This is a genomic window from Aliiroseovarius sp. PTFE2010 (assembly GCF_049943335.1).
GTDB lineage: Bacteria > Pseudomonadota > Alphaproteobacteria > Rhodobacterales > Rhodobacteraceae > JBNFVY01.
The window spans coordinates 219,246-244,350 of sequence record NZ_JBNFVY010000003.1; the positions used below are offsets into that span (position 1 = coordinate 219,246).

At 60.2% G+C, this 25,105-nt stretch carries 26 protein-coding genes; 5 read left to right on the top strand and 21 right to left on the bottom strand.

What is annotated here, in order from left to right:
• Positions 1-74 precede the first annotated feature (74 nt).
• From recG to ACP2AV_RS07090, 4 genes are all read right to left on the bottom strand, one after another.
• Positions 75-2,165, bottom strand: a complete 2,091-nt coding sequence (recG, locus tag ACP2AV_RS07075) for an ATP-dependent DNA helicase RecG (RefSeq protein ID WP_426371997.1) — start codon at positions 2,163-2,165, stop codon at positions 75-77.
• Positions 2,162-4,306: an NAD-dependent DNA ligase LigA gene (ligA, locus tag ACP2AV_RS07080; RefSeq protein WP_426371998.1), complete on the bottom strand. Its 2,145-nt coding sequence runs from the start codon at positions 4,304-4,306 to the stop codon at positions 2,162-2,164. The genes recG and ligA overlap by 4 nt, the downstream gene beginning before the upstream one ends.
• 105 nt (positions 4,307-4,411) lie before the next feature.
• The gene (gene ctrA, locus ACP2AV_RS07085) at positions 4,412-5,122 is read right to left on the bottom strand and encodes a response regulator transcription factor CtrA (RefSeq protein WP_426371999.1); all 711 of its coding nucleotides are present in this window, start codon (positions 5,120-5,122) and stop codon (positions 4,412-4,414) included.
• A 94-nt stretch (positions 5,123-5,216) separates the two neighbouring features.
• Complete coding sequence (locus tag ACP2AV_RS07090; RefSeq protein ID WP_426372000.1) at positions 5,217-5,495, bottom strand: DUF1153 domain-containing protein; 279 nt, start codon at positions 5,493-5,495, stop codon at positions 5,217-5,219.
• A 137-nt stretch (positions 5,496-5,632) separates the two neighbouring features.
• Here ACP2AV_RS07090 and mnmA point away from each other — a divergent pair, with 137 nt between their 5' ends.
• Entirely contained in the window at positions 5,633-6,775 is a 1,143-nt protein-coding gene (gene mnmA, locus ACP2AV_RS07095; protein WP_426372001.1) for a tRNA 2-thiouridine(34) synthase MnmA, read from the top strand.
• Between the two features lie 104 nt (positions 6,776-6,879).
• Here the strand turns inward: mnmA and lpxB are convergent, their stop codons facing one another.
• From lpxB to pyrH, 13 genes are all read right to left on the bottom strand, one after another.
• Entirely contained in the window at positions 6,880-8,028 is a 1,149-nt protein-coding gene (gene lpxB, locus ACP2AV_RS07100; RefSeq protein WP_426372002.1) for a lipid-A-disaccharide synthase, read from the bottom strand.
• The gene (locus tag ACP2AV_RS07105; protein ID WP_426372003.1) at positions 8,028-8,831 is read right to left on the bottom strand and encodes an LpxI family protein; all 804 of its coding nucleotides are present in this window, start codon (positions 8,829-8,831) and stop codon (positions 8,028-8,030) included. Before ACP2AV_RS07105 ends, lpxB begins: the two co-directional genes overlap by 1 nt.
• Positions 8,828-9,625: an acyl-ACP--UDP-N-acetylglucosamine O-acyltransferase gene (gene lpxA, locus ACP2AV_RS07110; RefSeq protein WP_426372173.1), complete on the bottom strand. Its 798-nt coding sequence runs from the start codon at positions 9,623-9,625 to the stop codon at positions 8,828-8,830. Before lpxA ends, ACP2AV_RS07105 begins: the two co-directional genes overlap by 4 nt.
• 5 nt (positions 9,626-9,630) lie before the next feature.
• Positions 9,631-10,089 carry a 3-hydroxyacyl-ACP dehydratase FabZ gene (fabZ, locus tag ACP2AV_RS07115; protein WP_426372004.1) on the bottom strand — a complete coding sequence of 153 codons (459 nt, stop codon included), beginning with the start codon at positions 10,087-10,089 and terminating at the stop codon, positions 9,631-9,633.
• 70 nt (positions 10,090-10,159) lie between these two features.
• Positions 10,160-10,714 carry an OmpH family outer membrane protein gene (locus tag ACP2AV_RS07120; protein ID WP_426372005.1) on the bottom strand — a complete coding sequence of 185 codons (555 nt, stop codon included), beginning with the start codon at positions 10,712-10,714 and terminating at the stop codon, positions 10,160-10,162.
• A complete protein-coding gene (bamA, locus tag ACP2AV_RS07125) occupies positions 10,714-12,939 on the bottom strand; it encodes an outer membrane protein assembly factor BamA (RefSeq protein WP_426372006.1) in 2,226 nt (741 codons plus the stop codon). The genes ACP2AV_RS07120 and bamA overlap by 1 nt, the downstream gene beginning before the upstream one ends.
• Positions 12,940-13,237: 298 nt before the next feature.
• A complete protein-coding gene (locus ACP2AV_RS07130) occupies positions 13,238-13,369 on the bottom strand; it encodes a hypothetical protein (protein WP_426372007.1) in 132 nt (43 codons plus the stop codon).
• 137 nt (positions 13,370-13,506) lie between these two features.
• Complete coding sequence (gene rseP / locus ACP2AV_RS07135) at positions 13,507-14,841, bottom strand: RIP metalloprotease RseP (RefSeq protein ID WP_426372008.1); 1,335 nt, start codon at positions 14,839-14,841, stop codon at positions 13,507-13,509.
• 9 nt (positions 14,842-14,850) lie between these two features.
• Positions 14,851-16,026, bottom strand: a complete 1,176-nt coding sequence (gene dxr / locus ACP2AV_RS07140) for a 1-deoxy-D-xylulose-5-phosphate reductoisomerase (protein ID WP_426372009.1) — start codon at positions 16,024-16,026, stop codon at positions 14,851-14,853.
• A gap of 3 nt (positions 16,027-16,029) precedes the next feature.
• Complete coding sequence (locus tag ACP2AV_RS07145; protein ID WP_426372010.1) at positions 16,030-16,704, bottom strand: phosphatidate cytidylyltransferase; 675 nt, start codon at positions 16,702-16,704, stop codon at positions 16,030-16,032.
• Positions 16,701-17,420 (bottom strand): polyprenyl diphosphate synthase, encoded by a 720-nt coding sequence (gene uppS, locus ACP2AV_RS07150; protein WP_426372011.1) that lies wholly within the window; start codon positions 17,418-17,420, stop codon positions 16,701-16,703. Before uppS ends, ACP2AV_RS07145 begins: the two co-directional genes overlap by 4 nt.
• Before the next feature lie 37 nt (positions 17,421-17,457).
• Positions 17,458-18,018, bottom strand: coding sequence for a ribosome recycling factor (gene frr, locus ACP2AV_RS07155; protein ID WP_426372012.1), 561 nt, complete (start codon positions 18,016-18,018; stop codon positions 17,458-17,460).
• A 111-nt stretch (positions 18,019-18,129) separates the two neighbouring features.
• The gene (gene pyrH / locus ACP2AV_RS07160; protein ID WP_426372013.1) at positions 18,130-18,864 is read right to left on the bottom strand and encodes a UMP kinase; all 735 of its coding nucleotides are present in this window, start codon (positions 18,862-18,864) and stop codon (positions 18,130-18,132) included.
• A gap of 76 nt (positions 18,865-18,940) precedes the next feature.
• On the opposite strand from pyrH, the gene miaA reads away from it, so the two are divergent.
• Both miaA and ACP2AV_RS07170 read left to right on the top strand, forming a co-directional pair.
• Positions 18,941-19,834: a tRNA (adenosine(37)-N6)-dimethylallyltransferase MiaA gene (gene miaA, locus ACP2AV_RS07165; protein WP_426372014.1), complete on the top strand. Its 894-nt coding sequence runs from the start codon at positions 18,941-18,943 to the stop codon at positions 19,832-19,834.
• Positions 19,835-19,958: 124 nt separating this feature from the next.
• Positions 19,959-20,756: an AraC family transcriptional regulator gene (locus ACP2AV_RS07170; protein ID WP_426372015.1), complete on the top strand. Its 798-nt coding sequence runs from the start codon at positions 19,959-19,961 to the stop codon at positions 20,754-20,756.
• 82 nt (positions 20,757-20,838) lie between these two features.
• Here the strand turns inward: ACP2AV_RS07170 and ACP2AV_RS07175 are convergent, their stop codons facing one another.
• A complete protein-coding gene (locus ACP2AV_RS07175; protein ID WP_426372016.1) occupies positions 20,839-21,360 on the bottom strand; it encodes a hypothetical protein in 522 nt (173 codons plus the stop codon).
• 99 nt (positions 21,361-21,459) lie between these two features.
• Positions 21,460-22,047: a lytic transglycosylase domain-containing protein gene (locus ACP2AV_RS07180; RefSeq protein ID WP_426372017.1), complete on the bottom strand. Its 588-nt coding sequence runs from the start codon at positions 22,045-22,047 to the stop codon at positions 21,460-21,462.
• A gap of 156 nt (positions 22,048-22,203) precedes the next feature.
• Here ACP2AV_RS07180 and ssb point away from each other — a divergent pair, with 156 nt between their 5' ends.
• Positions 22,204-22,713: a single-stranded DNA-binding protein gene (gene ssb, locus ACP2AV_RS07185; RefSeq protein ID WP_426372018.1), complete on the top strand. Its 510-nt coding sequence runs from the start codon at positions 22,204-22,206 to the stop codon at positions 22,711-22,713.
• A 73-nt stretch (positions 22,714-22,786) separates the two neighbouring features.
• On the top strand, positions 22,787-23,326 hold the full coding sequence (locus tag ACP2AV_RS07190; protein ID WP_426372019.1) for a GNAT family N-acetyltransferase: 540 nt from the start codon (positions 22,787-22,789) through the stop codon (positions 23,324-23,326).
• On the opposite strand, the gene aroB is transcribed toward ACP2AV_RS07190, so the two are convergent.
• Entirely contained in the window at positions 23,327-24,445 is a 1,119-nt protein-coding gene (aroB, locus tag ACP2AV_RS07195) for a 3-dehydroquinate synthase (RefSeq protein ID WP_426372020.1), read from the bottom strand. It abuts the gene before it with no gap.
• Entirely contained in the window at positions 24,442-24,990 is a 549-nt protein-coding gene (locus tag ACP2AV_RS07200) for a shikimate kinase (RefSeq protein ID WP_426372021.1), read from the bottom strand. The genes aroB and ACP2AV_RS07200 overlap by 4 nt, the downstream gene beginning before the upstream one ends.
• Between the last annotated feature and the right edge of the window lie 115 nt (positions 24,991-25,105).

Here is a 25,105-nt window from a genome sequence, read left to right on the forward strand (position 1 = left end):
CTTTGTTCTCACCTTTGCGACGTTAAGTAAAGAACTTTTTGAGAACATTCGCGAACAAAAGAGAACGCTATAGGCTAACCCACTGACAAATATCGGAAAGCCTTGTCCTGCTCCATCAACCATAACAGCATACGCGCCGCTGTCCCTCGCGGGGTTTCCAAGTTGGGATCATCCAAAAGCAATTTCCGCGCGTCGGATTGAGCCAAAGCCATAAGGGCGGATTGACGCTCAATGTCGGCGATCCGAAACCGCGGCAGTCCTGATTGCGCCGTGCCGATCACATCGCCCGCCCCGCGCATGGCCAGGTCTTCTTCGGCGATGCGGAACCCGTCTTCGGTCCCACGCAGAATTTCCAGCCGGTGCCGGCCGGTTTCGCTCAGCGGTTCGGCGTACAACATCAAGCAGGTCGATTGCTCGGACCCGCGCCCAACCCGCCCGCGCAACTGGTGCAACTGCGCCAGGCCAAAGGATTCAGCCCGTTCGATCACCATGATGGATGCGTTCGGCACGTTGACCCCAACCTCAATCACGGTTGTTGCCACCAGAACGGCGGTCTTTCCCGCTTCGAACAACGCCATTGCCGCATCTTTTTCGGCAGGCGGCATTTGTCCGTGCACCAATCCGACGACCCCGTCTTCCATGGCCGCGCGCAGGCTTTTGAACCGCGCATCGGCAGACGACAGGTCACTCACCTCACTGTCTTCGACCAGCGGGCAAACCCAATAGGCCTGACGGCCATCAGCAATTGCATTCTTCAGATGCGCAACCACTTCATCCAATCGACCAAGTGACACAAGCGCAGTCGTCACCGATTTGCGCCCGGGTGGCTTTTCATCCAGCACAGACACATCCATGTCGCCATACTGTGCCAGGCTGAGCGAGCGGGGAATGGGGGTGGCTGTCATCACCAGCATGTCCACTGCCCGACCCTTGGCGCCCAGTTCCATACGCTGAGACACGCCAAAGCGGTGCTGTTCGTCCACGACGGCAAGGCGAAGATCGCGAAACACCACATCCTGCTGGAACACCGCGTGGGTACCAAGCAGAATATCGATGTCGCCCCGCGCCAAGGCATCCAGTTTGGCGCGCCGTTCGCCGCCCTTGTCGCGGCCCGTCAGGATGTCAATCGTCACACCCGCAGGTTCAGCAATCGGTTTCAGCGCGGCCATGTGTTGGCGCGCTAGAATTTCGGTCGGAGCCATCATCACGCCCTGCCCGCCAGCCTCAACCGCGATGAGCAACGCCATGAGTGCGACCAGCGTTTTTCCCGCCCCGACGTCGCCCTGCAACAGGCGGTTCATGCGTGCCTGGGCGGCCATATCGCTTTCGATCTCGGCCACGGCGCGGGTTTGAGCCCCGGTTGGTTCATAGGGCAGCGCGCTTAGAACCCTGCCCCGCAAACACCCGTCGCCGTGGGTTTTCATCCCTTTGCCACGGCGCTGCACCGCGCGGGCCAGGGCAAGGGTCAATTGATGCGCGAAAAGCTCATCAAAGGCCAAGCGCTGCCGCGCAGGGGCTGTGGCGGACATCTCATCAAGAGAAAGTGGCGCATGTGCGGTTTGCAAGGCTGTTTGAAACGCCGGCCATCCTTCGCGCGCGCGCAGGGCCGGATCTATCCATTCGTCAAGGTCAGGGACCCGCGCCAGCGCCGCCTGCGCCGCCTTGGCAACGCCGCGTTGCGTCAGCCCCGCCGCCAAAGGGTAGACCGGTTCGAAATCCGGAATAGTATCTGCTTGAGCAGGCGGAAGAATGTGATCGGGATGCACGATCTGGGCCATTCCATCGAAAATTTCCACCTTGCCCGATACAACCCGCCGCGCCCCTTCCGGTAGCTGTTTGGTGATCCAATCCCCGCCTCCGCGAAAGAACACGATTTGAAAATCCGTGCGCGCATCTTCGACATGGACCCGGTATGGCAGCCCACGTCGCGAGGGCGGTTGATGGCGCAAAACGGTCACCTCGACCGTCACGACACTGGGCGGCTGTACATCGAGCACCGATGACCGACGGGCCCTGTCAATGACGGAATGTGGCAGCGTCAGAATCAGATCCCGCGGTTTTTCCACGTTCAGGCCCGCAAATGCCTTGGCCGTCTTGGGCCCCACGCCGTCAAGCGTTTCGAGCCCGGCAAAAAGAGGAAACAGGTCGGCGGGACGTCCGGTCATTTCCCTTCGACCAGGGCAAGCCAGGCGTCCTCATCAATTGTTTCTATGCCTAATTCTTTGGCCTTTTTCGCTTTGGATCCCGCGCCCGGGCCAGCGACCAAAAGATCGGTCTTGGCACTGACTGACCCAGCCACCTTCGCCCCGAGCGCTTCGGCCCGGACCTTGGCTTCGGCCCGTGTCATTTTTTCCAGTGCACCGGTAAAGACCACGGTTTTGCCCGACACTGGGCTGTCATGAGCGGCCTGCGGGGCGTCTTCGATCTGCAAATGGGCAACCAGACGGTCGATTGATGCGCGCTCGGCGTCTTGGTGGAAAGTGGTGACAAGCGATTGGGCCATGACCTGTCCCACCCCGTCAATGTTCATCAACTCGTCCCATTCGGGGCCGCTGCCCACCTGTGCCCGGGTCATGGCCGCTTCAAAATTCGCCCAGCTGCCGTAGTGGGCGGCCAAGAGACCGGCATTGCTTTCGCCGACGTGCCTTATTCCAAGTCCGAAAATCACCCGTGCCAGTTTGACCTGCCGCGCATTCCGGATCGCGAAAAACAGCGCATTCGCCGATTTTTCGCCCCAGCCTTCACGATTACTAAGCTGTTTAAGCCCGTGGCCGAACCGTTCTTCGAGGGTAAAAATATCGGCAGGTTCGCGCACCCACCCATCGTCGTAAAACTGTTCGATCTGTTTGGCGCCTAGCCCGTCTATGTCCAACGCCCCGCGACTGACCAGGTGTTTGAGCTTTTCCACCGCTTGCGCGGGGCAGATCAAGCCGCCGGTGCAGCGCCGGACAGCATCGCCGTCTTCGCGGATCGCCGCCGAGCCGCATTCGGGACATGTTTTGGGGAAGTCGAAAATTTTCGCATCTGCCGGGCGTTTGGACAGGTCAACATCCGCAATCTTGGGAATGACATCGCCTGCGCGATAGACTTGCACCCAGTCTCCTTCGCGAATGTCCTTGCCATCGCGGATCGGATGACCCTTGCTGTCACGTCCGGCGATGTAGTCTTCGTTGTGCAAGGTGGCGTTTGACACCACGACCCCGCCCACTGTCACCGGCATCAGACGCGCCACGGGGCTGAGCGCGCCGGTGCGACCGACCTGAATTTCGATCCGTTCCAGCCGGGTCCAAGCCAATTCGGCCGGGAATTTGTGTGCAATCGCCCAGCGGGGCGTCGACGCGCGAACCCACAGCCGGTCCTGCAGCGCGAGGTCATTGACCTTGTAAACCACACCGTCAATGTCATAGCCCAGCGTGGCACGTTGCGCTTCGATCGTGCGATAATGCTCAATCATCTCATCCGGGCCAGTGCACAGGCGGGTCAGCGGATTGGTTGCAAACCCCAATTCGGACAGGCGGTGGATGGCATCAAGTTGCGTCTTGGCAAGCGGCTCAGAAAGCGCGCCCCAGGCATAGGCAAAAAACCGAAGTGGGCGCGAACGGGTGATCGCGGGATCAAGTTGGCGCAAGGATCCGGCGGCCGCATTGCGTGGATTTGCAAAAGTCTTGGCCCCTCTGGCCGTTTGGGCCGCGTTCAGGGCTGCGAAATCTGCGTGGCTCATATAGACCTCGCCCCGCACTTCCAAGATTTTCGGCGCACCGTGGATGCGGTTCGGAATGTCAGGATGTTCGGCGCCGTCCGGGATCCGTTCGGTGATGGTCAAAGCGTTGGCGGTAACGTTTTCCCCTGTGGTCCCGTCGCCGCGGGTGGCAGCCTGAACCAAGATACCGTTTTCATACCGCAAGCTGAGCGAAAGCCCGTCGATCTTGGGTTCTGCTGTATATTCGATCGCCGTTTCCAGCCCCAAGAACTTGCGCACCGAGGTGTCGAAATCACGGATGTCATCGTCGTTGAACGCGTTGGCCAGCGATAACATTGGAACGGTGTGGGTGAGCTTTGGGAACCCTTCTGCCGGCGCGGCCCCCACCTGATCGGTCGGGCTATCGGCCCTTTTGAGCGCTGGAAACCGCGCTTCGATCCGGGCATTGCGTCGCTTCAGCTGATCATATTCGGCATCACTGATCTGCGGGGCGTCTTGCGTATGATAGGCCGTGTTCGCGGCCCCAAGCAAATCAGCCAGTCGGGCCAATTCCTTTTTCGCGTCCGCCTCGGTCAATTCCGATACCGGTGTATCTCTGTCAGACATGAAAAGACCCCCCGCATGTGCCCTGATTATTTATGGGGACACCTGAGAGAGGTCCAGTGCTGTCGTGCCCTGCCTATTCAGGCAAAGCGCCGTGAGTGGAAGTTGTCAGGCCCCGATGGCGATCTGGTGATCGCTGACGGGTTCGGGATCGCGCAACACATAACCACGACCCCAGACTGTTTCGATGTTGTTTTCACCGTCAGTCGCATTGCTGAGCTTTTTGCGCAGCTTGCAAATGAACACGTCGATGATCTTGAGTTCCGGCTCGTCCATTCCGCCATAAAGATGGTTCAGGAACATTTCCTTTGTCAGCGTTGTGCCTTTGCGCAGGCTCAGCAACTCAAGCATCTGGTATTCTTTGCCGGTCAGGTGAATGGCCTTGCCGTTGGCTGATACAGTCTTGGCATCCAGGTTCACTTCAATCTGGCCGGTCTTGATGACTGACTGGGAATGCCCTTTTGAACGGCGAATAATCGCATGAATGCGCGCGACCAGTTCTTCGCGGTGGAACGGTTTGGTCAGGTAATCATCTGCCCCAAATCCAAATCCCTTGATCTTGTTTTCGGTGTCGTCCGCGCCGGTCAGGATCAGGATCGGCGTGTCGATCCGGGCAAGACGCAGCTGGCGGAGCACTTCGTGCCCATTCATATCGGGCAGATTCAAGTCCAGCAGGATCAAATCGTAGTCATAGAGCTTGGCAAGGTCGATACCTTCTTCACCAAGATCGGTGGCATAGACATTCAGATTCGCATGACTCAGCATGAGTTCGATGCTCTTGGATGTCGTCGGATCGTCTTCGACCAGCAAGATGCGCATTGTTTCGTCTCCGCGTTAACCGTTCTGTCCGGTGTAGGTAAAACAAAATTGGTTAACTACACGTTACCAGTTTTAACACTTTACGAGATTCTACCTATGGTTGTCTATACTTCTGAACCGCCGTCGCCTTGAGCGCCGCTTCGCCGTACTGGGCGACCGCCCCCTGCCAAGATCGAAATTCTTCTTCGGACAGATCGTACATCTTGAGGATTTCGCTTTCTGAAACCAACCCATACGCCACCGCCTTGACCAATGCCGCCTTACGCGACGCGACCCACCGGCGCGTGTCGGGCTGTGGCAGGTCAGCCCGGGTCATGATCGTTCCATCCGGCAGCGTCACTGCCCGCGGACCATCCACTTTTTTTAGATACATAGGTCTCACCCTCGTCGTAACCACGCGATCAATTTGGCGCAGGGGTCTTAAGGTCGGGTGAAACGCCCCCTTGAGAATACTGAGAATTTGCCTATATTCCGCAGGCTTTCCGCAAATTTTGAATCAAGGTTTTAACCATGGCTCGCGACGATGCACCGCTCAATTCCCTGGGTTTTGCCAAACCCCCCGCCGACACACGGGTTGTCGTGGCGATGTCGGGCGGCGTGGACAGTTCTGTCGTCGCCGCAATGTTGGCCGAAGAAGGCTATGACGTGGTCGGGGTGACTTTGCAGCTTTACGATCATGGCGCCGCCCTGGCCAAAAAGGGCGCCTGCTGCGCGGGCGTCGACATCCATGATGCACGCCGCGTGGCCGAAGACATGGGATTTCCCCATTATGTGCTGGACTATGAAAACATCTTCAAAGACGCGGTGATCGATGAATTCGCCGACAGCTACCTGGCTGGCGCCACGCCGGTGCCGTGCATCCGCTGCAATGAGCGGGTGAAATTCAAGGATCTACTGGAAACGGCGCGCGATCTGGACGCCGATTGCATGGCGACCGGTCATTACATTCAGCGCGCTGTTGGCCAAGCAGGACCCGAATTGCACTCGGCGGCCGACCCGGCCCGCGACCAGAGTTATTTCCTGTTCTCTACCACACCCGAACAACTGGATTTCCTGCGGTTTCCATTGGGTCATCTGGCCAGCAAAGCCGAAACCCGCAAGCTGGCGGCGAAATACGGGCTGGCAGTGGCAGACAAACCTGACAGCCAAGACATCTGTTTCGTGCCGAATGGCAACTACGCCAGCGTGATCGAAAAACTGCGCCCCGGCGCCGCGGAACCGGGCGAGATCGTTCATGCGGACGGACGGGTACTGGGCACACATGACGGCGTGATCCACTATACGATCGGACAACGCAGAGGCTTGGGGATCGGTGGTCTGGCGGATCCGCTCTACGTGGTGAAACTGGATGTGGATTCGCGGCAGGTTGTCGTTGGGCCCAAGGACATGCTGGCCAAACGGATCGTGCCCGTGCGCGAGATCAACTGGCTCGGCGACGCGCCGTTTGACAGCCGCGCGGAATGGCGACTGGACGTGAAAGTGCGATCCACGCGCCCCCCGCGCGAGGCGATTGTCCGGCCCACGGGCCCGGATACGGCCGACGTCGAACTGGTGGTGGCTGAAGAAGGCGTGTCCCCGGGGCAGGCCTGTGTGTTCTATGACCCCGACAGCCCGCGCATCTTTGGCGGCGGCTGGATCTGGCGCGGCTACTGACCAGCCTGATCAGACCCTTGGCGCGGCAGAACCATGGCGCGAAGGCGCGGTTTGTTTGGCACAGCCAAAACACGTCTTTCCAAAGCCCCCCTGGCGGGGATTTCTCAAGAAACCGACGGCAGGCCAGCCAGAATGGCCCGCGCGGCCCGCAGGCCGGGGCGTTCCTGTCCCCGGCCAAGTGCAGCCATGGCGTCAGCCATCGCCTGACGCTGGGTTGCCCGGGCCGAGGGTTCGTCGAGCAGCGTTGCAAGGGCGGCAGCGATGGGCGCGGACTGACAATCTGGTCCGAGGAATTCGGCCACCGTTTTTCGCCCTGTCACAAGGTTCACGAGCGTGACCGTATCAATCAACGCCATGCGGGACATGATCTGCCAACTGATCCAGTTCATATCGTAGGCGACCACCATGGGCGTATCCACCGCCGCCAGTTCCAATGACACCGTGCCCGAAGCCGCCAACGCAATATCGGCAGCAGCAAAAGCCGTGCGCTTTTCGTCTGGATCGGGGGTCAGTATCAGGGGCGCCGGCCAGTCAGCGGTCAGGCGCGTGACCTCTTCGCGCAGGTGCGGCAACGTCGGCAGGACAACGCGGGCATCCGGATGCGTGTGCACCAATTCGCGCAGCGCCAGACCAAAGGGGTCAGCGAGACGGCTGATCTCGGCGCGGCGCGATCCGGGCAAAGCAAGGATCACCTGTGCGTCACCCAGCCCGTGGGTCTGACGAAAGGCCGCAACTTGCGCGTCGGTGGGCACGGGTTCGACGGCAACAGGGTGGCCGACAAAATCGCACTGCAGCCCGACCTTTTCGAAATAGGGCGGCTCAAACGGCAAAAGCGCCAGTACCTGGTCCACGGTTTCGGCCATTTTCTGCGCGCGTTTCGGGCGCCAAGCCCAAACGGTGGGCGCAACATAGTGAACGATCCTCTGGGAGGGATTGGCCGCTTTGACCAGACGCGCAACGCGCAGGCAGAAATCGGGGCTGTCGATCGTGATCAGCACATCGGGTTTCGTGTCGATCACCTTCTCGGCGGTTTCGCGGATGCGCCGTTTGAGGTGGCGGTACTTGGGCAACACCTCGGCGATGCCCATGACCGACAGTTCCTCCAAGGGGAAAAGGCTGTCCATCCCCTGCCCTTGCATCAGGGGCCCGGCGATCCCTTGCAGATCTACTTGTGTGAGCTCGCGCAGCCCCGCGATCAGCGCAGCGCCCAGCTTGTCACCCGAAGGCTCGCCCGCGATCAGGAACGCGCGCATCACAGCGCCGCAAGGAACAGTCCGGTTTCGGCCAGCTGCTCTTCGATCTTGTCACGATGGAGCACCATGACGCCTTCGGCCTGTATAACGATGCCGGACAAGCCCGCAGTGTGGGCGGCGATCACCGTGTCGGGGCCGATGACCGGCATGTCGATGCGCATGTCCTGGCCGGGCTTGGGGGCCTTGACCAAAACGCCCGGGGCGCGGCGCAGGTGATCAGGGGTTTCGCCAACAAAACGCAGCATCGCATCGGTGCCCTGCAGGGTTTCAATCCCAAGACACAATCCCGCCGCCACCACACAGGCCTGCCCCAGATCGAGATGCCCCAGATGGTTGAGAATTCCGTGCCCCCGCACGGCATCCACCGCTTCGTCATGCGTCATGTCGCGGCCCAGCATTTCGCCTTCGCTCAGGCAAAGTTCGGGCACCAGTTCGGGGGGCGCGACGATTTCGAACCCGTGTTCTTCAAACAGATCCAAGACCTCACGCAAAAGGGCATCATCGCCTTTTTGCAGGGCGGGTATCAGGCGCGGGGCGAAACCGCGCATGACCTCGTCGAATTCTGCAGGGTTCAGCGCGGGGCGCGAGACAGCGCCAGCAAAGACCACATGTGTAACATTGCAGGCCTTGAGCTTGGCAAAGAGACTGCCGATCTTGGCGATGTCGGCCTGGTAGCTTTCTGCGCCGGGCGGGACGGCGACATCTTCGCCCTTGATGGTGACGAAAAGCGGGTTGTCCAACGGCCCGGCCATGACGCCCGGCAAATCGCCGCGCCCGGCAATAATGGCTGCGCGGGCGGTCATTTGGGCGTCAGGAACGACCGGTCGCTCGCCCCCATGATGAAATCGGTGATCTGGCGGACGTATTCGCTGCCCGGATCCTTGGCCAGCCGGTCGGCGCGCTCGGCAAAACTGCCCTCGCCCTGACTGAGCGCCATAAAGGCCGCCCGCAACGCGGTGATATCCGCGCGTGGCACACCACGCCGTTTCAGCCCCACAAGGTTCAACCCGTCAAGCTGGCCGCGCGGGCCCTGCACCAATCCGTGCGGAATCACATCATTCGTGACCATGGTGACCGCGCCGATAATGGCGCCTTGCCCGACCCGGACCCATTGATGCACGCCCGACAGTCCGCCGATGATCACGTCATCTTCAATAATGCAGTGCCCGGCAATGGCGACCTGATTTGCCAGAATGACGCGATCACCCAGACGGGCATCGTGGCCAACATGCGCGCCGGTCATCAGCAGGCAATCGTCGCCGATCTGTGTCAGCCCGCCGCCGCCTTCGGTCCCAAGGTTCAAGGTCGCGCCCTCGCGGATACGGTTGCGCTTGCCGATCACCAGGCGTGTCTTTTCACCCTTGTATTTCAAATCCTGCGGCACTTCGCCAACGCAAGCGAAGGGGAAAATCTCGGTTTCGTCGCCGACCAGCGTATCGCCGGTCACGACGGCATGCGATTTGACCACCACCCCTGCGCCAAGGCGCGCCTGTGCGCCGATCACGCAAAAGGGCCCAACCTGAGCCCCCGCACCGATAATGGCGCCGTCCTCAATGACGGCTGAGGGGTGGATACGCGCTGTCGGGTCGATCCCCATGCGGCTCATTCCTTGGGCATGTCGAGCATGGCGGTGAATTCGGCATCGCAGGCAACTTCGCCGTCGACCTCTGCGCGCCCTTCGAATTTCCACACCTTACCGCCACCGCGCTTGGTCGTAACGTGCATTTTCAAAACGTCGCCAGGCACGACCTTGCGGCGGAACTTGGCCTTTTCGATCGCCATGAAGTAGACCAGAAAATCCTTGTCGGCCAGACCTTCCGCCACACCCACCATGATCGCTGCGGTCTGAGCCATCGCTTCGATGATCGTGACACCTGGCATGATCGGCGCGCCGGGAAAATGGCCCTGGAAATGCGGCTCGTTGAAGGTGACGTTCTTGATCCCTGTCGCGCTTTTGGTCCCATCGATATCGACCAACCGGTCTACCAGAAGAAATGGGTAACGGTGGGGAATGATCCGCTGGATCAAGTCGATATCTGCGGTCTGGAGCTGCTCGGTCATGGCACGGATCTTTCGTTCTTGTCTTGTTGGTTTTGTCCTAGCAAGCGGTGCCGTTTGGGACAAGCGCGGCCTATTCGGCGCCCGCGTCCTCCTGCGGCGCCGCGGATGGGTCAGACAGGGCTTCATTCAGCCGCTGGATCGCCTGATCAGTGACATCAATACTGGACGCTGACAAGAATACCTGCCCCTGCTCCAGGACGATGACGGCGCCCCGCTCGCGCGCGATATCAGCCAGAACTTCTGTCAGCGCTTGAATAAATTCGCTGCGGCCCTCTTCGCGGATTGCCTGCACGGCGCTGGCCTTGGCATCCTGTTCGGCGCGAATGCGGATGACCTTTTCATCGAAGGCATCGGCCTTTTGCCGAAATACGTCAGGTGCCAGCGTCGCGCGTTCTTTGGTCAGCGCTTTTTCCTCGGCGGTCAATTCGGCCTCGATACGATCGTTTTCGGCCACCAAGGCTTGGGCGGCCGCCTCGAACCGTTGTTCCAGCCGCACCCCGTAGAGCGAATTTGCCGCCACCGTGTCAGTGTCCACGACCAACACATCCGTTTGGACAGGATCCTGTGCCAAAACGGGCGTGGCTATGGCCAGCCACAGGGCAACGCTCAGCCCCCGCATTGTCATCAGAACCGTGTCGAAATGGTCAGGTCGAACCGCTGTTCGTCGTCGTAGCTTTCCTTGTTGATCGCCCGCGAGAAGTTGAACCGCAGCGGACCCAAAGGTGTGGTCCAGAACAAAGACGCCCCTGCCGAACTGCGCCAGATCAGGCTGTCATCGATGCTGCCGCCCAGATTATTGTCCAGATCCCAAAGCGAACCGGCATCCAGGAAAACGCCGCCCGACAGGCCGTATTCCTCGGGCAGGCCCAGCGGGAACTCGGCCTCAAGACGCGCCGCCACGTATCTGTTGCCCCCAAGAAAATCGCCGCTGTCGCGCGGTCCGATTCCGCCCGGCGCAAACCCGCGGATCACACGGGGGCCGGCCCAGAACCGATCATAGGCCCGGCTGTCCCCATCCAGCGAATAAAGATAGCCGCCTTCGACTTCGGCGCGCAGCGTGACCTGATCGTTGGCCACGCGGGTTTCCACACCGGCCAGGGCCGAGGATTTGATGTACTTGTTGTCGCCGCCCAGCCCGGCGAAATCCTGACCGAATCGCAGAACGATCCCGGCATCGGGATTCAGCCCCGTCCGCCGGTTATCGTAGGACAGATCGTACCCGACAATTGATGCATATTCCGCGCCGCGTGCTTCGTCCGCGAGGATCAAAGCCGACGCGCCACTGTCCGGATCGAATAGCTCGTTGCTCTCAAAGCGGTATTCCAGTCCAAGGCGCGTGGTTTCTCCGATCGGGAATCCCAGACCGAGCAGAAACGCCATTTCGCGGGTGTCGTAAGAATTAAACGTGTACTGCGTTTCGGTGTATTTCCCGCCGATGCTGAAACTGAGGTCACGGCCAAGAAAGGCCGGCTCGGTCAGCAAAAAGCGACCTTCCGCATCTTCGTTCCCGACCACCGCATCGAATTCCAGCAACTGTCCACGGCCCAGAAAATTGCGCTGCGTGATGTTGAATGCCACGGCGGCGCCCGAGGTCGCACCATAATTCAGGCCGAAATTGAACGACCCCGTGGTGGATTCTTCGAGATTCACATCGACGACCACCTGATCAGGCGCGGACCCTTGACGTGCATTGACGTCAGCGGCCGAAAAGAAGCCAAGCGCACGCACCCGTTCGGCCGCTTCGCGGATTTCACGCGGGTTGAACGGATCGCCTTCAACCACTTTGAACTGGCGCCGCACCACGCGGTCCAGCGTGGTGGCGTTGCCTTCGATGTCGATCCGTTCGACAAAGACGCGCGGCCCGCGCGTCAGCACGAATTCCACATTCACCGACAAATCGCGCGGATTGCGCGTGATCCGCGGCTCAACCCGCAAGAAACTCAATCCGTCGCGCGTCGCTTGACGCTCCATCCGGTTGATCACATCGTCGATGGCATTGGGCGAATAGATTTCATTCTGCCCGATTTTCAGGAATTGCTGGTAGGCTGCAGCGTCCAGCGAAGGATATTCCGACCGCACAGAGGTGTTCGCAATGGTCCACTGTTGCCCTTCTTGCACACGGAATGTGACAAAGAACGCGTTGCGTTCGCGCGAAAATTCCGAGGTCACGTCCAGAATGCGGAAGTCGATATAACCGCGCGATTGATAGAAATCGGTCAGAACCTGCCTGTCGAACGCGATCCGTTCGGGGTTATAACTATCACGCTGTACGAACGTCCGCAGCAACCCGGCCTGCTTGGTCTGAAGCACACGGCGCAGGCGCGCATCGGTAAACTTGCGGTTGCCGACGAAGGACAAGCGCTCGATCTCGACCACTTTGCCTTCGGCCACCTCAAAGACCAGATCGACGGAATTGTCGCCCCGGCGGATGATCTTGGGCGTGATCGTCGCCGCCAGACGCGAGCGGTCCTGATAGGCTTGGGTAATGGCGGCGGCGTCGGCTTCGGCCGTGGCGGGCGAATAGATGCGCAGCTCTTGCGAGCGGATCAACGCTTTGATTTCGTCATCGTCGAGACGCCGGTTACCTTCGATATTGATACGGCCAATCACCGGGTATTCGGTCACCTTGATCAGCAGCCGTCCCCCTTGCGGAACGATCTCGACCGTTTCGAACAGGCCCGCCCCTGCAATGCGCTGATAGGCATCGTTCAGTTCAGCGGCGCTGACGGCCTGGCCGCGTGAAATCCCCGCGTAACTCAGAATGGTCGCAGCATCGACGCGATTATTGCCTTCGATGACCACGGAATTGAAGCTGTAGCTTTGGGCGACGGCCGCAGGCGGCTGCGCCATTGTGCCCAGTCCCAGCAGCCCGGCGACGGCTAAAACCCGCAACGCGGTCCCATGCCGAAGGTTTCCTGACCGGGGGTTGTTTTCGCGCCGCATTCTGTCCACCCTTCATGTCCCACATTTTGTGGTCTGAATAACCTTGAACCCCTACGCTTGTCAAAAGCCCAAACCAATCCATCGGCGCTTTTTCGAAGCCCCGGAACTTGAACACGGCCGACCCGTGCCCGGGAAAAGCAAAACGCGCCCATTGGGCGCGCGCGCATTCCTGCTCAACAATATGAAAACGCGGGAAAGATGTGGGTCAGCGGAACAGCGTTCCAACAAAGGAACCAGCCGTCAGTGCGAAGATGATCGTCAGCCCATAGAGAAGACGATCCCAGTTAAGTTCGGCCAGCAACGACAAGCTGCGGTAATTCTTGAGAATCGTAACCATACTGCGTCCACCTCAGTCTACATTTTCCGTCAGGAGAATCCTGTTCCCTTCTGCCTGATGAGTATCGGGAAGAATTATGTCAGGAATTTGGCCGCGCGCCCGCGTCTCAGACTATTCCAGGACTTTTTCGTAGACCGTCATTCGCAGAACAGGTCATTGGTGACACCCAACACCATCAGCGACAGGATCAGCGCCAGACCCATGGTCATCAGGATACGGTAGGCTTTCTCGGACGGTTGGCGGCGGAACACGGCCTCGTAGGCATAAAACACCAGGTGGCCGCCATCCAATACCGGGATTGGAAACAGGTTGAGCAGACCAACCGCCGTGGACAGCACCGCAATGAACCAGATAAAGCTGCCGATCCCCTGACTGGCCATGGCGCCCGAAGTCTCGGCGATACCGATGGGACCGCGCAGATTGCACGTAGAGATCGAGCCGATGATCATGTGATAGAGCCCCGACAGCGACGAGGTGATGATCTGTCCGGTTTGCGCCACACCGTAAGAAATTGTCTGGACCAATCCTGGCGTTTCGGTTTGTGGATCAAAGAAGAACCCGCCAGAAATGCCGATCAACCAGCGGGTTTCGAACCCGCCTTCGGGCAGCGGCAGGTCGCGGCGACGGGGCGTCAGGGTCAGCGACAGCTCATCGCCATTGCGCCAGACTGTCAGATCCAGTGGCGCGCCCTCGCTTTCGGCCACGCGGGCCCGCAGCTGGTTAAAAGTGCCCACTGGCTGCCCGTTGATCGCGGTGATCACGTCGCCCTCGCGCATGCGGGCATCGATAGCAGCACTGTCGGGCGAAATCGCGCGGGCGATGGCGGGCATGGGATGGGGCGCCATGACGGTTTTTTCCGCGCCGTCGCGCAGTACGGTATACGGCAACGGGCTTTCGTCAGGCAAACTGTCGACGTAGTTGGCAAATTCTTCGAGTTTTGGGGTTTGCGCGCCGGCGATTGCAAGAATTTCATCCCCGGGCTGCAATTCCTGAACGCCCGGCATCGCCTGCAATTCATCCACTGTCAGCGGATCTGACGCGGTGCCCTGCACGAAAAGGAACAGGGAAAAGACGATGGCCGACATGATGAAATTAAACACCGGCCCCGCGGCCGCAGTGGCTGCGCGCGCCCAAAGCGGTGCGCCGTGCATGGTCTGGCGGCGCTCTTCAGGGGACAGGTTGCGCAGGCTGTCATCGACCGTAACCGATGACGCATCGCCGTCGCCTTTGAACTTGACGTAGCCCCCGAACGGCAGGGCAGCAATCTGCCACTGCGTTCCGTGCTTGTCATTGCGCTTGAACAGTACCGGCCCGAAGCCCAGTGAAAACACGTCAGATTTAATGCCCGACCAGCGCCCGACTAGATAATGGCCCAGCTCATGCACGGTCACGATGACCGACAGCGCCACGATAAACGCCACAAGCGTATACAACAGGTTGCCGAATTGCGGGAGCAGTCCGCCCAGATCCATGCTCTTACCTCATCCGTTCAGACGTGCGGCCACTTCATGGGCTTTGACACGCGCAATCTGGTCTGCATTGGCCACGTTATCAAGAGTGAACGCGGCATTTATAAGGCGCCTGTCGCCTGACAAGTCCGTGAGGACCTGTTCAACCACGCGCGCCATATCCAAGAACGCAATCCTTCGCGCGATGAAATCGTCCAGCGCAGCTTCCTTGGCCGCGTTGAAAATCGCGCCGCTCAGCCCACCGGTGTCCATGACATCGCGCGCAAGACGCAAGGCGGGGAAACGTGTATCGTCCGGCGCGGCGAATTGCAGTTGCCCGATCCGGGCCAGATCGATCCGTTCCACCGGCAAGTCGCGCCGGTCTGGCCAGTGCAGCGCATAGCCGATGGCGTGACGCATGTCGGGGGCGCCCAGATGGGCCATCACCGCCCCGTCGCGGAACCCGACCAGCGCATGAACCAGACTTTGCGGATGGACCAGAACATCGATCTGAGCGGGATCAATACCGAAAAACTCTTTTGTTTCAATCAGCTCAAGCGCTTTGTTGAACATGGACGCGCTATCGATCGTAATGCGCTGACCCATGTCCCAATTCGGATGAGTGGCGGCTTGTTCGGGCGTCGCCGTGGCGATCCTGTCCAACGACCAGTCGCGAAACGCGCCGCCCGACGCGGTGATGATCACCTTTTCCACGGCAGCGATATCTTCGCCGACCAGCGCCTGAAACACCGCCGAATGTTCACTGTCGACGGGCAGGATTCGCGCCCCGTGGGCCCGGGCCTCGGCCATCAAAAGGGGTCCGGCGGTCACCAAGGATTCCTTGTTTGCCAAAGCCAAAGTCGTGCCGTGCTTAAGCGCCTCAATCCCCGGTGCCAGACCCGCCGCCCCAACAATGGCCGACATGACCCAATCGGCAGGGCGCTGCGCCGCTGTGATGAGGGCGTCGGCCCCGGCTGACACGTCAATCTGATGGCCCGACACGGCCGCGCGCAGATCTTCCAGCCGCGCAGGGTCAGAAGTGACCGCTGCCTGTGCGTTCAAGTCGATGGCATCGCGCGCCAGCCGGTCGATGTTTTGCCCGCCGGTCAGGGCAACAATCTGATATGCGTCGCGATTTCGCCGGATCAGGTCGATGGTTGATTGCCCGATCGAACCCGTGGCCCCAAAAATGCTGACGCGGCGAACCATCGTTCAGACCAACGCATCCAAGAGCGACACAACATAGTATAGCGCCCCGACGCCCACCAGTGCATCGAACCGATCCATAAAGCCGCCGTGCCCCGGCAGCAGGTGCGAGCTGTCCTTGACCCCGGCCCGCCGTTTGAGCGCACTTTCGATGATGTCTGACAACTGCGAGGCAAAGCTGACCGCCACCGCCAAAAGCACAAAGATACCCACGTTTTCCGGGGCCAGCGGCAAGATCGGCTGGCACAGGACCGCAAGAACAGCGGAACCGGCCCATCCGCCGATCACGCCAGACCAGGTTTTCTTCGGGCTGATCGCGGGCCAGAATTTCGGCCCCCCAACTGCGCGCCCGACAAAGTAACCCATGGTGTCGGTCACCACGACAATCCCGATGTAGAACAGCAGTTGCACCCGGCCTTCGTCTGCCAGCGCCATGAGCCCAAGCGCGCCGCAAATAATGACAAGGAAATAGAACCCGCCAAGCGCCCAATCACGCTTTCGTTCAAACCCGCGCCGCAGCATCACCGTCAATTCACCGATCATGATCGCGGCGACCACGACCACCAGTGCAGAAAACACCGCCGACCCCGCCCAGACCGCCAAGATCCCGACCCCGAGCAAAACGCCCGCGGTGATCACACGCGGCCCAAGGTCCGACCATGTCTGGCGAATACGGCTCAAGCTTTCACGGCCCCGAACCGGCGCTCGCGGGCGGCAAAGTTGCGCACGATCCCGGCGAAAATCTCGGGCGTGAAATCGGGCCAAAGCGTATCCACGAATTCATATTCTGAGTACGCGGATTGCCACAACAGAAAGTTCGAAATTCGCGCTTCGCCACTGGTGCGGATCACCAGATCCGGATCTGGTAAATCGCCGGTATCCAAATAACTTGCCTGCGTTTCTTCATCCACCGTATCGACGTCCAGACGCCCCGCTGCCACGTCGCGGGCCAGGCGCTTGGAAGCGCGCACAAGCTCATCCCGGCCGCCATAGTTCAAAGCCACGGTCAGGTGCAGCCCGTCATTTCCTTCGGTCAACCGTTCCAGTTGGCCCATCAATTCGACCAGCCCTGGATCCAGACGAACACGATCACCGATGAACCGCACGCGCGCGCCGCGGGCAATCAGTTCCCGCGTTTCCGACTGGATGTAGCGCTTGAACAGCGACATCAGCCCCGCGACTTCGTCTTGGGTGCGTTTCCAGTTTTCGGTCGAAAAGGCGAAGACCGTCAGATATTTGACGCCCAGCTTCGGGCAAACCTCGGCAATCTGGCGCACGCGCTTGGCCCCCGCCTGGTGACCGAACAGCCGCGGTCGTCCGCGTGCTGTCGCCCACCGCCCGTTGCCATCCATGATGATAGCGACATGCTCTGGGCCCGTGATTGGCGTGTCCTTCATGAACCTTCCCGCAACAATTACCGATACAGCCGGCCTGTCAAACCTGCATGATCTCTTCCTGCTTTGTTTCAAGCATGGAATCGACGATGGCGATGTACTTGTCAGTCAGATCTTGCACTTCGCCTTCCCAGATCTTCTGGTCGTCCTCGGACATGTTGTCCTTGCCCTTCTTGATCTGGTCCATCCCGTCACGGCGCACGTTGCGCACCGACACACGTGCGTGTTCAGCATATTGCGCGGCGACTTTGGTCAACTCGCGGCGACGTTCTTCATTCAGCTCGGGGATCGGCAGCATGATGATGGTGCCGTTCGTTTGCGGGTTGATTCCCAACCCGCTTTCACGGATCGCTTTTTCAACCTTGCCCACAAGCCCTTTGTCCCAGACGTTCACGGTCACCATGCGCGGTTCAGGGACGTTGACGGTGCCGACCTGATTGATTGGCGTGGGCGCACCATATGCATCGACCATCACCGGTTCGAGCATCGAAGACGACGCGCGGCCCGTCCGCAGCGATGCAAATTCAGTGCGCAGGTTCGCGATGGCCCCGTCCATACGGCGGGTCAGATCATCGACATCGAGTAGGAATTCTTCAGACATGCTCTTGGTCGCTCGACAGTTGTTCGTTGCGACATGTTCCTAGTGCCAAAAATGCCCGATGTATAGCCGTCGTTTCACGGTTTGGGGCCGCAAAAGCGCCATTTCGCCGCCTCAGGACACAATTGTGTAGGTGCCCTGCCCGGCCAGGATCGTCTTGAAACCGCCCGGTTCGTCCAGCGAAAAGACGATGATCGGCAGGTCGTTGTCGCGCGCCAGCGCAATGGCCGATGCGTCCATGACCCCAAGGTGTTTCGCCAGCACATCATCATAGGTGATACGATCATAGCGCACCGCGTCATCATGTTTGGCAGGGTCTTTGTCATAGACCCCATCGACCTTGGTGCCCTTGAATATCGCCTCGCAGGACATTTCATTGGCGCGCAGCGTGGCGGCGGTATCGGTGGTGAAATAGGGGTTCCCGGTGCCGGCGGCGAAAATGCAGACGCGTTTTTTCTCCAGGTGGCGGACAGCCCGGCGGCGGATATAGGGTTCGGCCACCTCGTTCATGGTGATGGCGCTGATCACGCGGGTGTGGATGCCGATGGTTTCCAGGGCGCCCTGCATCGCCAGCGCGTTCATAACCGTGGCCAACATGCCCATATAATCGGCCGTCGTGCGCTCTACCCCTTGCGCGCTGCCCTGCAGCCCGCGAAAGATGTTGCCGCCGCCGATGACCATGCAAATTTCGACGCCCATATCATGGACTGTCTTGACCTCGCGGGCGATGCGTTCGACCGTGGGCGGATGCAGACCGTACCCCTGGTCTCCCATCAACGCTTCCCCCGAAATTTTGAGCAACACGCGCTTGTATTTCGTCGAGGGTTGGCCTGCGGGCTGCTCGGTCATATCTTCGCTCCGATGTTCGGGTATGGTGCGGGCAAAATGATCGAAAACCGGCGCAGGTTCAATGCGCGAAAACCAAATGACGGCGGGTAGAGCTGTGGACAGTGTAATTGAACGGATTTCTGCCGAATTGCCGGTGCTGATCGCCGGCCCCACGGCCAGTGGGAAGTCGGCGCTGGCGCTTCGGATCGCCGAATCCCAGGGCGGTGTGATCGTGAATGCCGACGCGCTGCAGGTCTATGACAACTGGCGCATCCTGACCGCCCGGCCGACCCCAGACGACGAAACCCGCGCGCGCCATGAACTCTATGGTCATGTGCCGGGCGGAACTGAATATTCCGTTGGACATTGGCTGCGCGATACCCGCGCGCTACTTGGAACGGGCCGCCCGATTATTGTGGGGGGGACGGGGCTCTATTTCACGGCCCTGACCGAAGGCCTGGTCGACATCCCGCCGACGCCGCCCCGAATCCGGGCCGAGGCCGACGCGCGTGTACGCACCGAGGGTCATGCAGCCCTTCTGGCCGAACTGGATACACAGACCGCAAACAAGGTAGATCCGCTGAACCCGATGCGGGTGCAGCGCGCCTGGGAGGTTTTGCAAACCACCGGGCGGGGTCTGGCCGCGTGGCAGACCGACACCCCTGCCCCGGATCTGCCCCTGAACGCGTGTTTTCCCATTCTTCTGGACGCGGACCGGGATTGGCTGGCCGAACGGATCGACCGGCGGTTCGACCAGATGCTGGACGAAGGAGCACTGGACGAGGCGCGCGCAAACCTGCCCGACTGGGACGCGGCAAGACTGTCTTCAAAAGCTATCGGTGCGCCCGAATTGGTCAGTTTTCTGCGGGGCGAGATTGATTTGGACACCGCGCGCAGCCGTGCGCAGGCCGCAACCCGCCAATTTGCCAAACGTCAACGTACCTGGTTTCGGGGCAGAATGCGGGACTGGCACAAGATATTGTTACCCTGACGGCGACTGATTGCAGACGGGCAACAATCGGCTTGTGCCATGAAATTGTTGCCAAATTTTCTAGGAAAAACCGTGCGTCCTGCCTAGACTTGCACAAAACGAACATAGGCAGAGTATCATGATCATGGACGTCCCTCAGGCGCAGTCCGACTTTCGCATCACCCCGCTGACCCGCTTTGTTCAGGGGGGGAAATGGCGCACAGAAGCCATGCGATCTTACCGCCAACCCGTTCTGGTGTGGTTCACCCGCGGCCAAGGCCGGTTCACGATTTCCGGCGTCACGCGCGGCTATGGCGCTCACAACATGATATTCCTGCCCGCCGGCACGATGCACGGGTTCGACACGATCGGTCAGAGCTTTGGACAGATCCTGCATCTCAAGGACGATCCCTCTCTGATGTGGCCGGAAGAGGCGTTGCACCTTCGGTTTCGCGATGCCGCCCAGCAGGGCGAATTGACCGCATTGATTGACGGGTTGGGGCGCGAGATTTCGGCCGATTTGCCCGGCCGCGAACGGGCGCTGATGCTGCATGCGGGGCTATTGTCGGTGTGGCTTGAACGGCAAATGGCCATGATGCCCGATTATGACCCGCACCCAGACGCCTCGCGCCGTTTGGCTGCGGCTTTCACCGCCTTGGTCGAAGAAGAATTTATGACCGGAAAATCCGTTGCCGATTATGCAGCCGCCCTGGGGGTCACGCCGACCCACCTTAGCCGTGCGTGCAATATCGCCTGTGGGCGCCCGGCATCGGCCTTGCTATCGGACCGCATCCACTACGAGGCGCGCCGGCTGTTGGCCGAAACCGAAAAACCGGTGAAGGACATCGCACAAGAGCTTGGCTTTACATCAGCCGCCTACTTCACACGCGCCTTTCACAAGACCACCGGCGTAACCCCATCAGATTTCCGCACGAAACAATAAGGCCCCCGCGTTACCGCGAAGGCCCATTGGGTAATCCTGAGCGCTGCAAAGTGATCCGGCACCCCGGATCAACCAATCCGGATCAGCGTTCGCTATCGATGGTTTCACCAGTGGTATCGACGTCCATCAGTTTCGCCTTGGCATTCAGCGCAAAGGCATCGATCAGCGCTTGATAGAAGTCCTCGCGATCCGGTGGTAGGACAAAAGCCCCCTCAGGTGCAACGCCATCGCCGGTGTAGGCGCTCAGCTCGACCAGGAATTTTTCGTCCGGGGTGACTTCGCCGCGCTGAAACACGTTGATCGTGCCATCCAGGGTATTGAATTCACCGTCGTCCGGCAAAAACGTGTCGCCGTCCAGACTGACCTCATGGATATTGACCTGGACGCGGAAGGGGCTTTCACCCAGTTGCGGCGCCAACACTTCAATCAGCTTGGCCTGCAGATCGGCCGAAAGCTCGGGGTAGAAGTCCAAAGCATTGGCGTTTGCTGCCTGGAAATCTGCGTCCACAGCAATTTCAGAAATGACAAGTTCTTGGGCCGCAACCGGTATGGCTAAGGCCACGGAAAAGGCGGTTGCGGTAGCAATTTTTACGATATTTCTCATGATGTTACTCCCTTCATTCGCGGATGCATCTTTCATCCGGTGATTGGAAGGAGAACGAATGCGGCGCCGATAAGTTCCATCGGTTCACCGCGCGCGGGATCAACTGCCCCAGATTTTGCGCACGTAATTGCGGGTTTCGCGATAAGGCGGCACGCCGGAATATCGTTCAACCGCACCGGGGCCCGCATTATAGGCTGCCAGCGCAAGGCGCCAGCTGCCAAACTTGTCGTACATCATGCGCAGATAGCGCGCGCCGCCTTCAAGGTTTTGTATGGGATCATGCGGGTTCACGCGCAGTTTGGCGGCCGTTCCCGGCATCAGTTGCGCCAGACCGATGGCCCCCTTGTGGGACCGCGCCCGCGGGTTCCAGTTGCTTTCCTGCTGGATCAGGCGCGCGAACAGGTCCGACGGCACCCCGTTCCGCTCGGCCGCAGCGCGGGCCAAGGGCAGGAATTCGCCACGATATTTGCCGCTGTAGCTTGGGCTGACGCCATAGTCGGCAATGTTGGGTTTGGGTTGCAGGCGTGACGAACTGGAATACTGCACGGCGGCGCGCCGGTCGATCACATCCAGTTGCGAATTGAAAAGCGTAGACCGGGATTTCGATGAAAACAGCGTCTCGGCCATCACCTGCGGCGCAGTCAGGCTCAGGCATAGCAAAGCCAAAAGGGCGGGTCTGCGGATCATTGTTGTCTGTATCCCTCAAACGTCTCGGGCGGACCTTAACCATTTTGGGCTGTGGGGCCAAGTCCCGGCGTGTCGAAACGATTTTGCCCTTTCCCTTGGCCTTGCAACCTGATGTAAGTTTCGCCGACGTTGCAGTTGAGATTCTGGAGGAGCGATATGGCCGGTTCGGTAAACAAGGTGATCCTGGTGGGCAATCTGGGTCGCGACCCCGAGGTACGAACTTTCCAGAATGGCGGCAAGGTGTGCAATCTGCGCATCGCAACGTCGGAAAACTGGAAGGACCGCAACACCGGCGAGCGTCGCGAAAAAACCGAATGGCATTCGGTCGCGATTTTTTCCGAACCGCTGGCCCGGATCGCCGAGCAATATCTGCGCAAGGGGTCCAAGGTTTATATCGAAGGCCAACTGGAAACCCGCAAATGGCAGGATCAGTCAGGCAATGATCGGTATTCCACCGAAGTTGTGCTGCGCCCTTATCGCGGGGAGTTGACGCTGCTCGACAGCCGCAGCGAAAGCGGCAGCGGGACTGGGTATTCGGGCGGCGGCGGCGATTATGGTGGCGGCTACGATCAGGGCGGATCGGGTGGCGGCTTCGACAGCGGCCCGTCAAAAGGTAGCGGTGGCGGCGGTGGCCGGTCAGACATGGACGACGAAATCCCGTTTTGATCGTTTGATCAATGGCATGAACCCAAAGGGGGTCGCCGCAAGGCGGCCCTTTGCCGTTTGAGGGGGTAGGCCAGTGCGGATCGAAACCAACATTCAGGGCCGCAAAACGCCCTTCTGCGACGTGTTCGATGCGGCATTCACCGCGTCCGAGGGCCCGCAAGAGGGCCAAGTGATCCGTGATCTTGCAAGCCGGTTGCTCGCCAGTACACCGGAAACCGACATGATTGCCGTTGCCGCAACCAGCGCGAACGCAATCATGGGCGGGTGCCTTTTGACCCGGCTGCGGTTTGCACAAGACCCCCGTGTGGTGTGGCTTTTGTCGCCCGTGGCGGTGCACCCGGATCATCAGGGAACGGGAGTCGGCCAAGCCATGTTGGCGCAGGCATTGAACGACCTACGTGCGCGCGGCGCGGATGCGGCCATCACCTATGGCGATCCGGCATTTTACAAAAAAGTCGGCTTTGGGCCGATTTCTGCCGCCATCGCCGCGCCGCCCTACCCGCTGAGCCAGCCACACGGCTGGTTGGGCCAATCGCTGAACGATGCGCCGCTCAGACCACTGGCGGGCTCGTCAAGCTGCGCCGCGGCCCTAGCCGACCCGGTGTTCTGGTGATCAGCGCGCGGCCAGCGCGTCTTGCAATACGCCCCTGACCACATCGCGCGAGACGTCCGAGGTGACGAAAGCCTGGCCGATTCCGCGCGCAAGGATGAACCGCAACTGCCCGTCCAAAACCTTCTTGTCCTGGGCCATCAGTTCCAGCAACCCGTCGGCATCCGGCAGGTCCCCTGGTATGTCCGCCAGATCGACCTTCATGCCCATCTCGCGCAGGTGCGCACGGACGCGACTGGGATCTTCTTGACTGCACAGGCCCAGACGGGCCGAGGTTTCAAAGGCCAGCGCGCAGCCGATGGCGACCCCTTCGCCGTGGAGCAACCGGTCACCAAACCCCGTCGCAGCTTCTAGCGCGTGACAAAATGTATGCCCAAGGTTGAGCAGCGCGCGATCGCCCTGCTCGGTTTCGTCGCGCACCACAATCTCGGCCTTCATTTCGACCGAGCGGCGCACCGCGTGAATGCGCGCGGCCACGTCGCCCGCCGCCATCGCCGGGGCGTTCTGTTCCAGCCAGTCGAAAAACGCCGCATCCCCGAGCAGCCCGTATTTCACCACTTCGCCGTAGCCGGCCAGAAAATCGCGCGCGCTCAATGTGCCAAGCGCCGAAATATCAGCCAGGACCCGGCTGGGTTGGTGAAATGCGCCGATCAGGTTCTTGCCCTGCGGCGCGTTGATCCCTGTCTTGCCGCCGACGGAACTGTCGACCTGGGCCAGTAATGTTGTGGGGATCTGCACGAACCGCACGCCGCGCCTCAGCACCGCTGCAGCGAACCCGGCAAGATCGCCGATCACCCCGCCGCCCAAGGCAATGACCACATCGCGCCGTTCGACCTTTTCCGCCAGCAGCCATTCAACGGCCCGTTCGAACTGGGGCCAGGCCTTGGTCCCTTCGCCGGGTGGCAGGGCCAGATGGCTGCTGGCGATCCCGGCACCCTGCAAGGCTTGGACCAATGGCTCTAAATGTCGGGCGGCGACGTTTTCGTCCGTCAGGATCGCGACCTTGTTGCGCGCCAGCAGCGGCGCAATCTGATCTGCGGCCCCCGCGATCAAACCTTCGCCGATCACGACATCATAGGCGCGCGCACCCAGATCGACGTGCACGATTTGCGGGGTGTTCATTGGACCTCCTCGACCGCGGTGCCATCTTCGACGATCGCCCGCAGTACCTTTTTCGCCATGTCTTCGATTTCCAGACCCGGTTCTGCATCCACGACCAGTTGCGCCTTGGCATATTCCGGCTCGCGCAGCGCGCAAAGTTCTTTCAGAGTCTCGCGTGGATTTGCGGTCCGCAACAACGGGCGAGTATTCTTGTGGCGGACCCGCGACCACAACAAATCGAGATCGGTGCGCAGCCACACCGAAAGCCCGTCGGCCGCAATCCGGTCTTGGTTCTCTTGCGCCAGAAACGCGCCGCCACCAGTGGACAGGATACAGCGCTGCGTCTTCAACAGCCGCGCGATGACCTGACTTTCCTTTTCGCGGAAAAACGGCTCGCCGTCGCGTTCGAACACTTCCGCGATCGTCATGTTGGCCGCTTTTTCAATTTCCGCGTCAGAGTCGAGAAACGGAGCATCAACGAGACGGGCCAACGCCGCCCCGACCGCCGATTTCCCCGACCCCATCATTCCAACCAGTACAATCGTTTTTGTCAGCCGCCAGGCCACTTGGCAAAACCCCGCCCAAAAAAATTCCGGCTTTCTCAATGGCGTGATCAGCGCAAAAATGCCATATATAATTCAGTAAGCCGCCGTAGATGCGGCATAGACGACACCGAGGCAC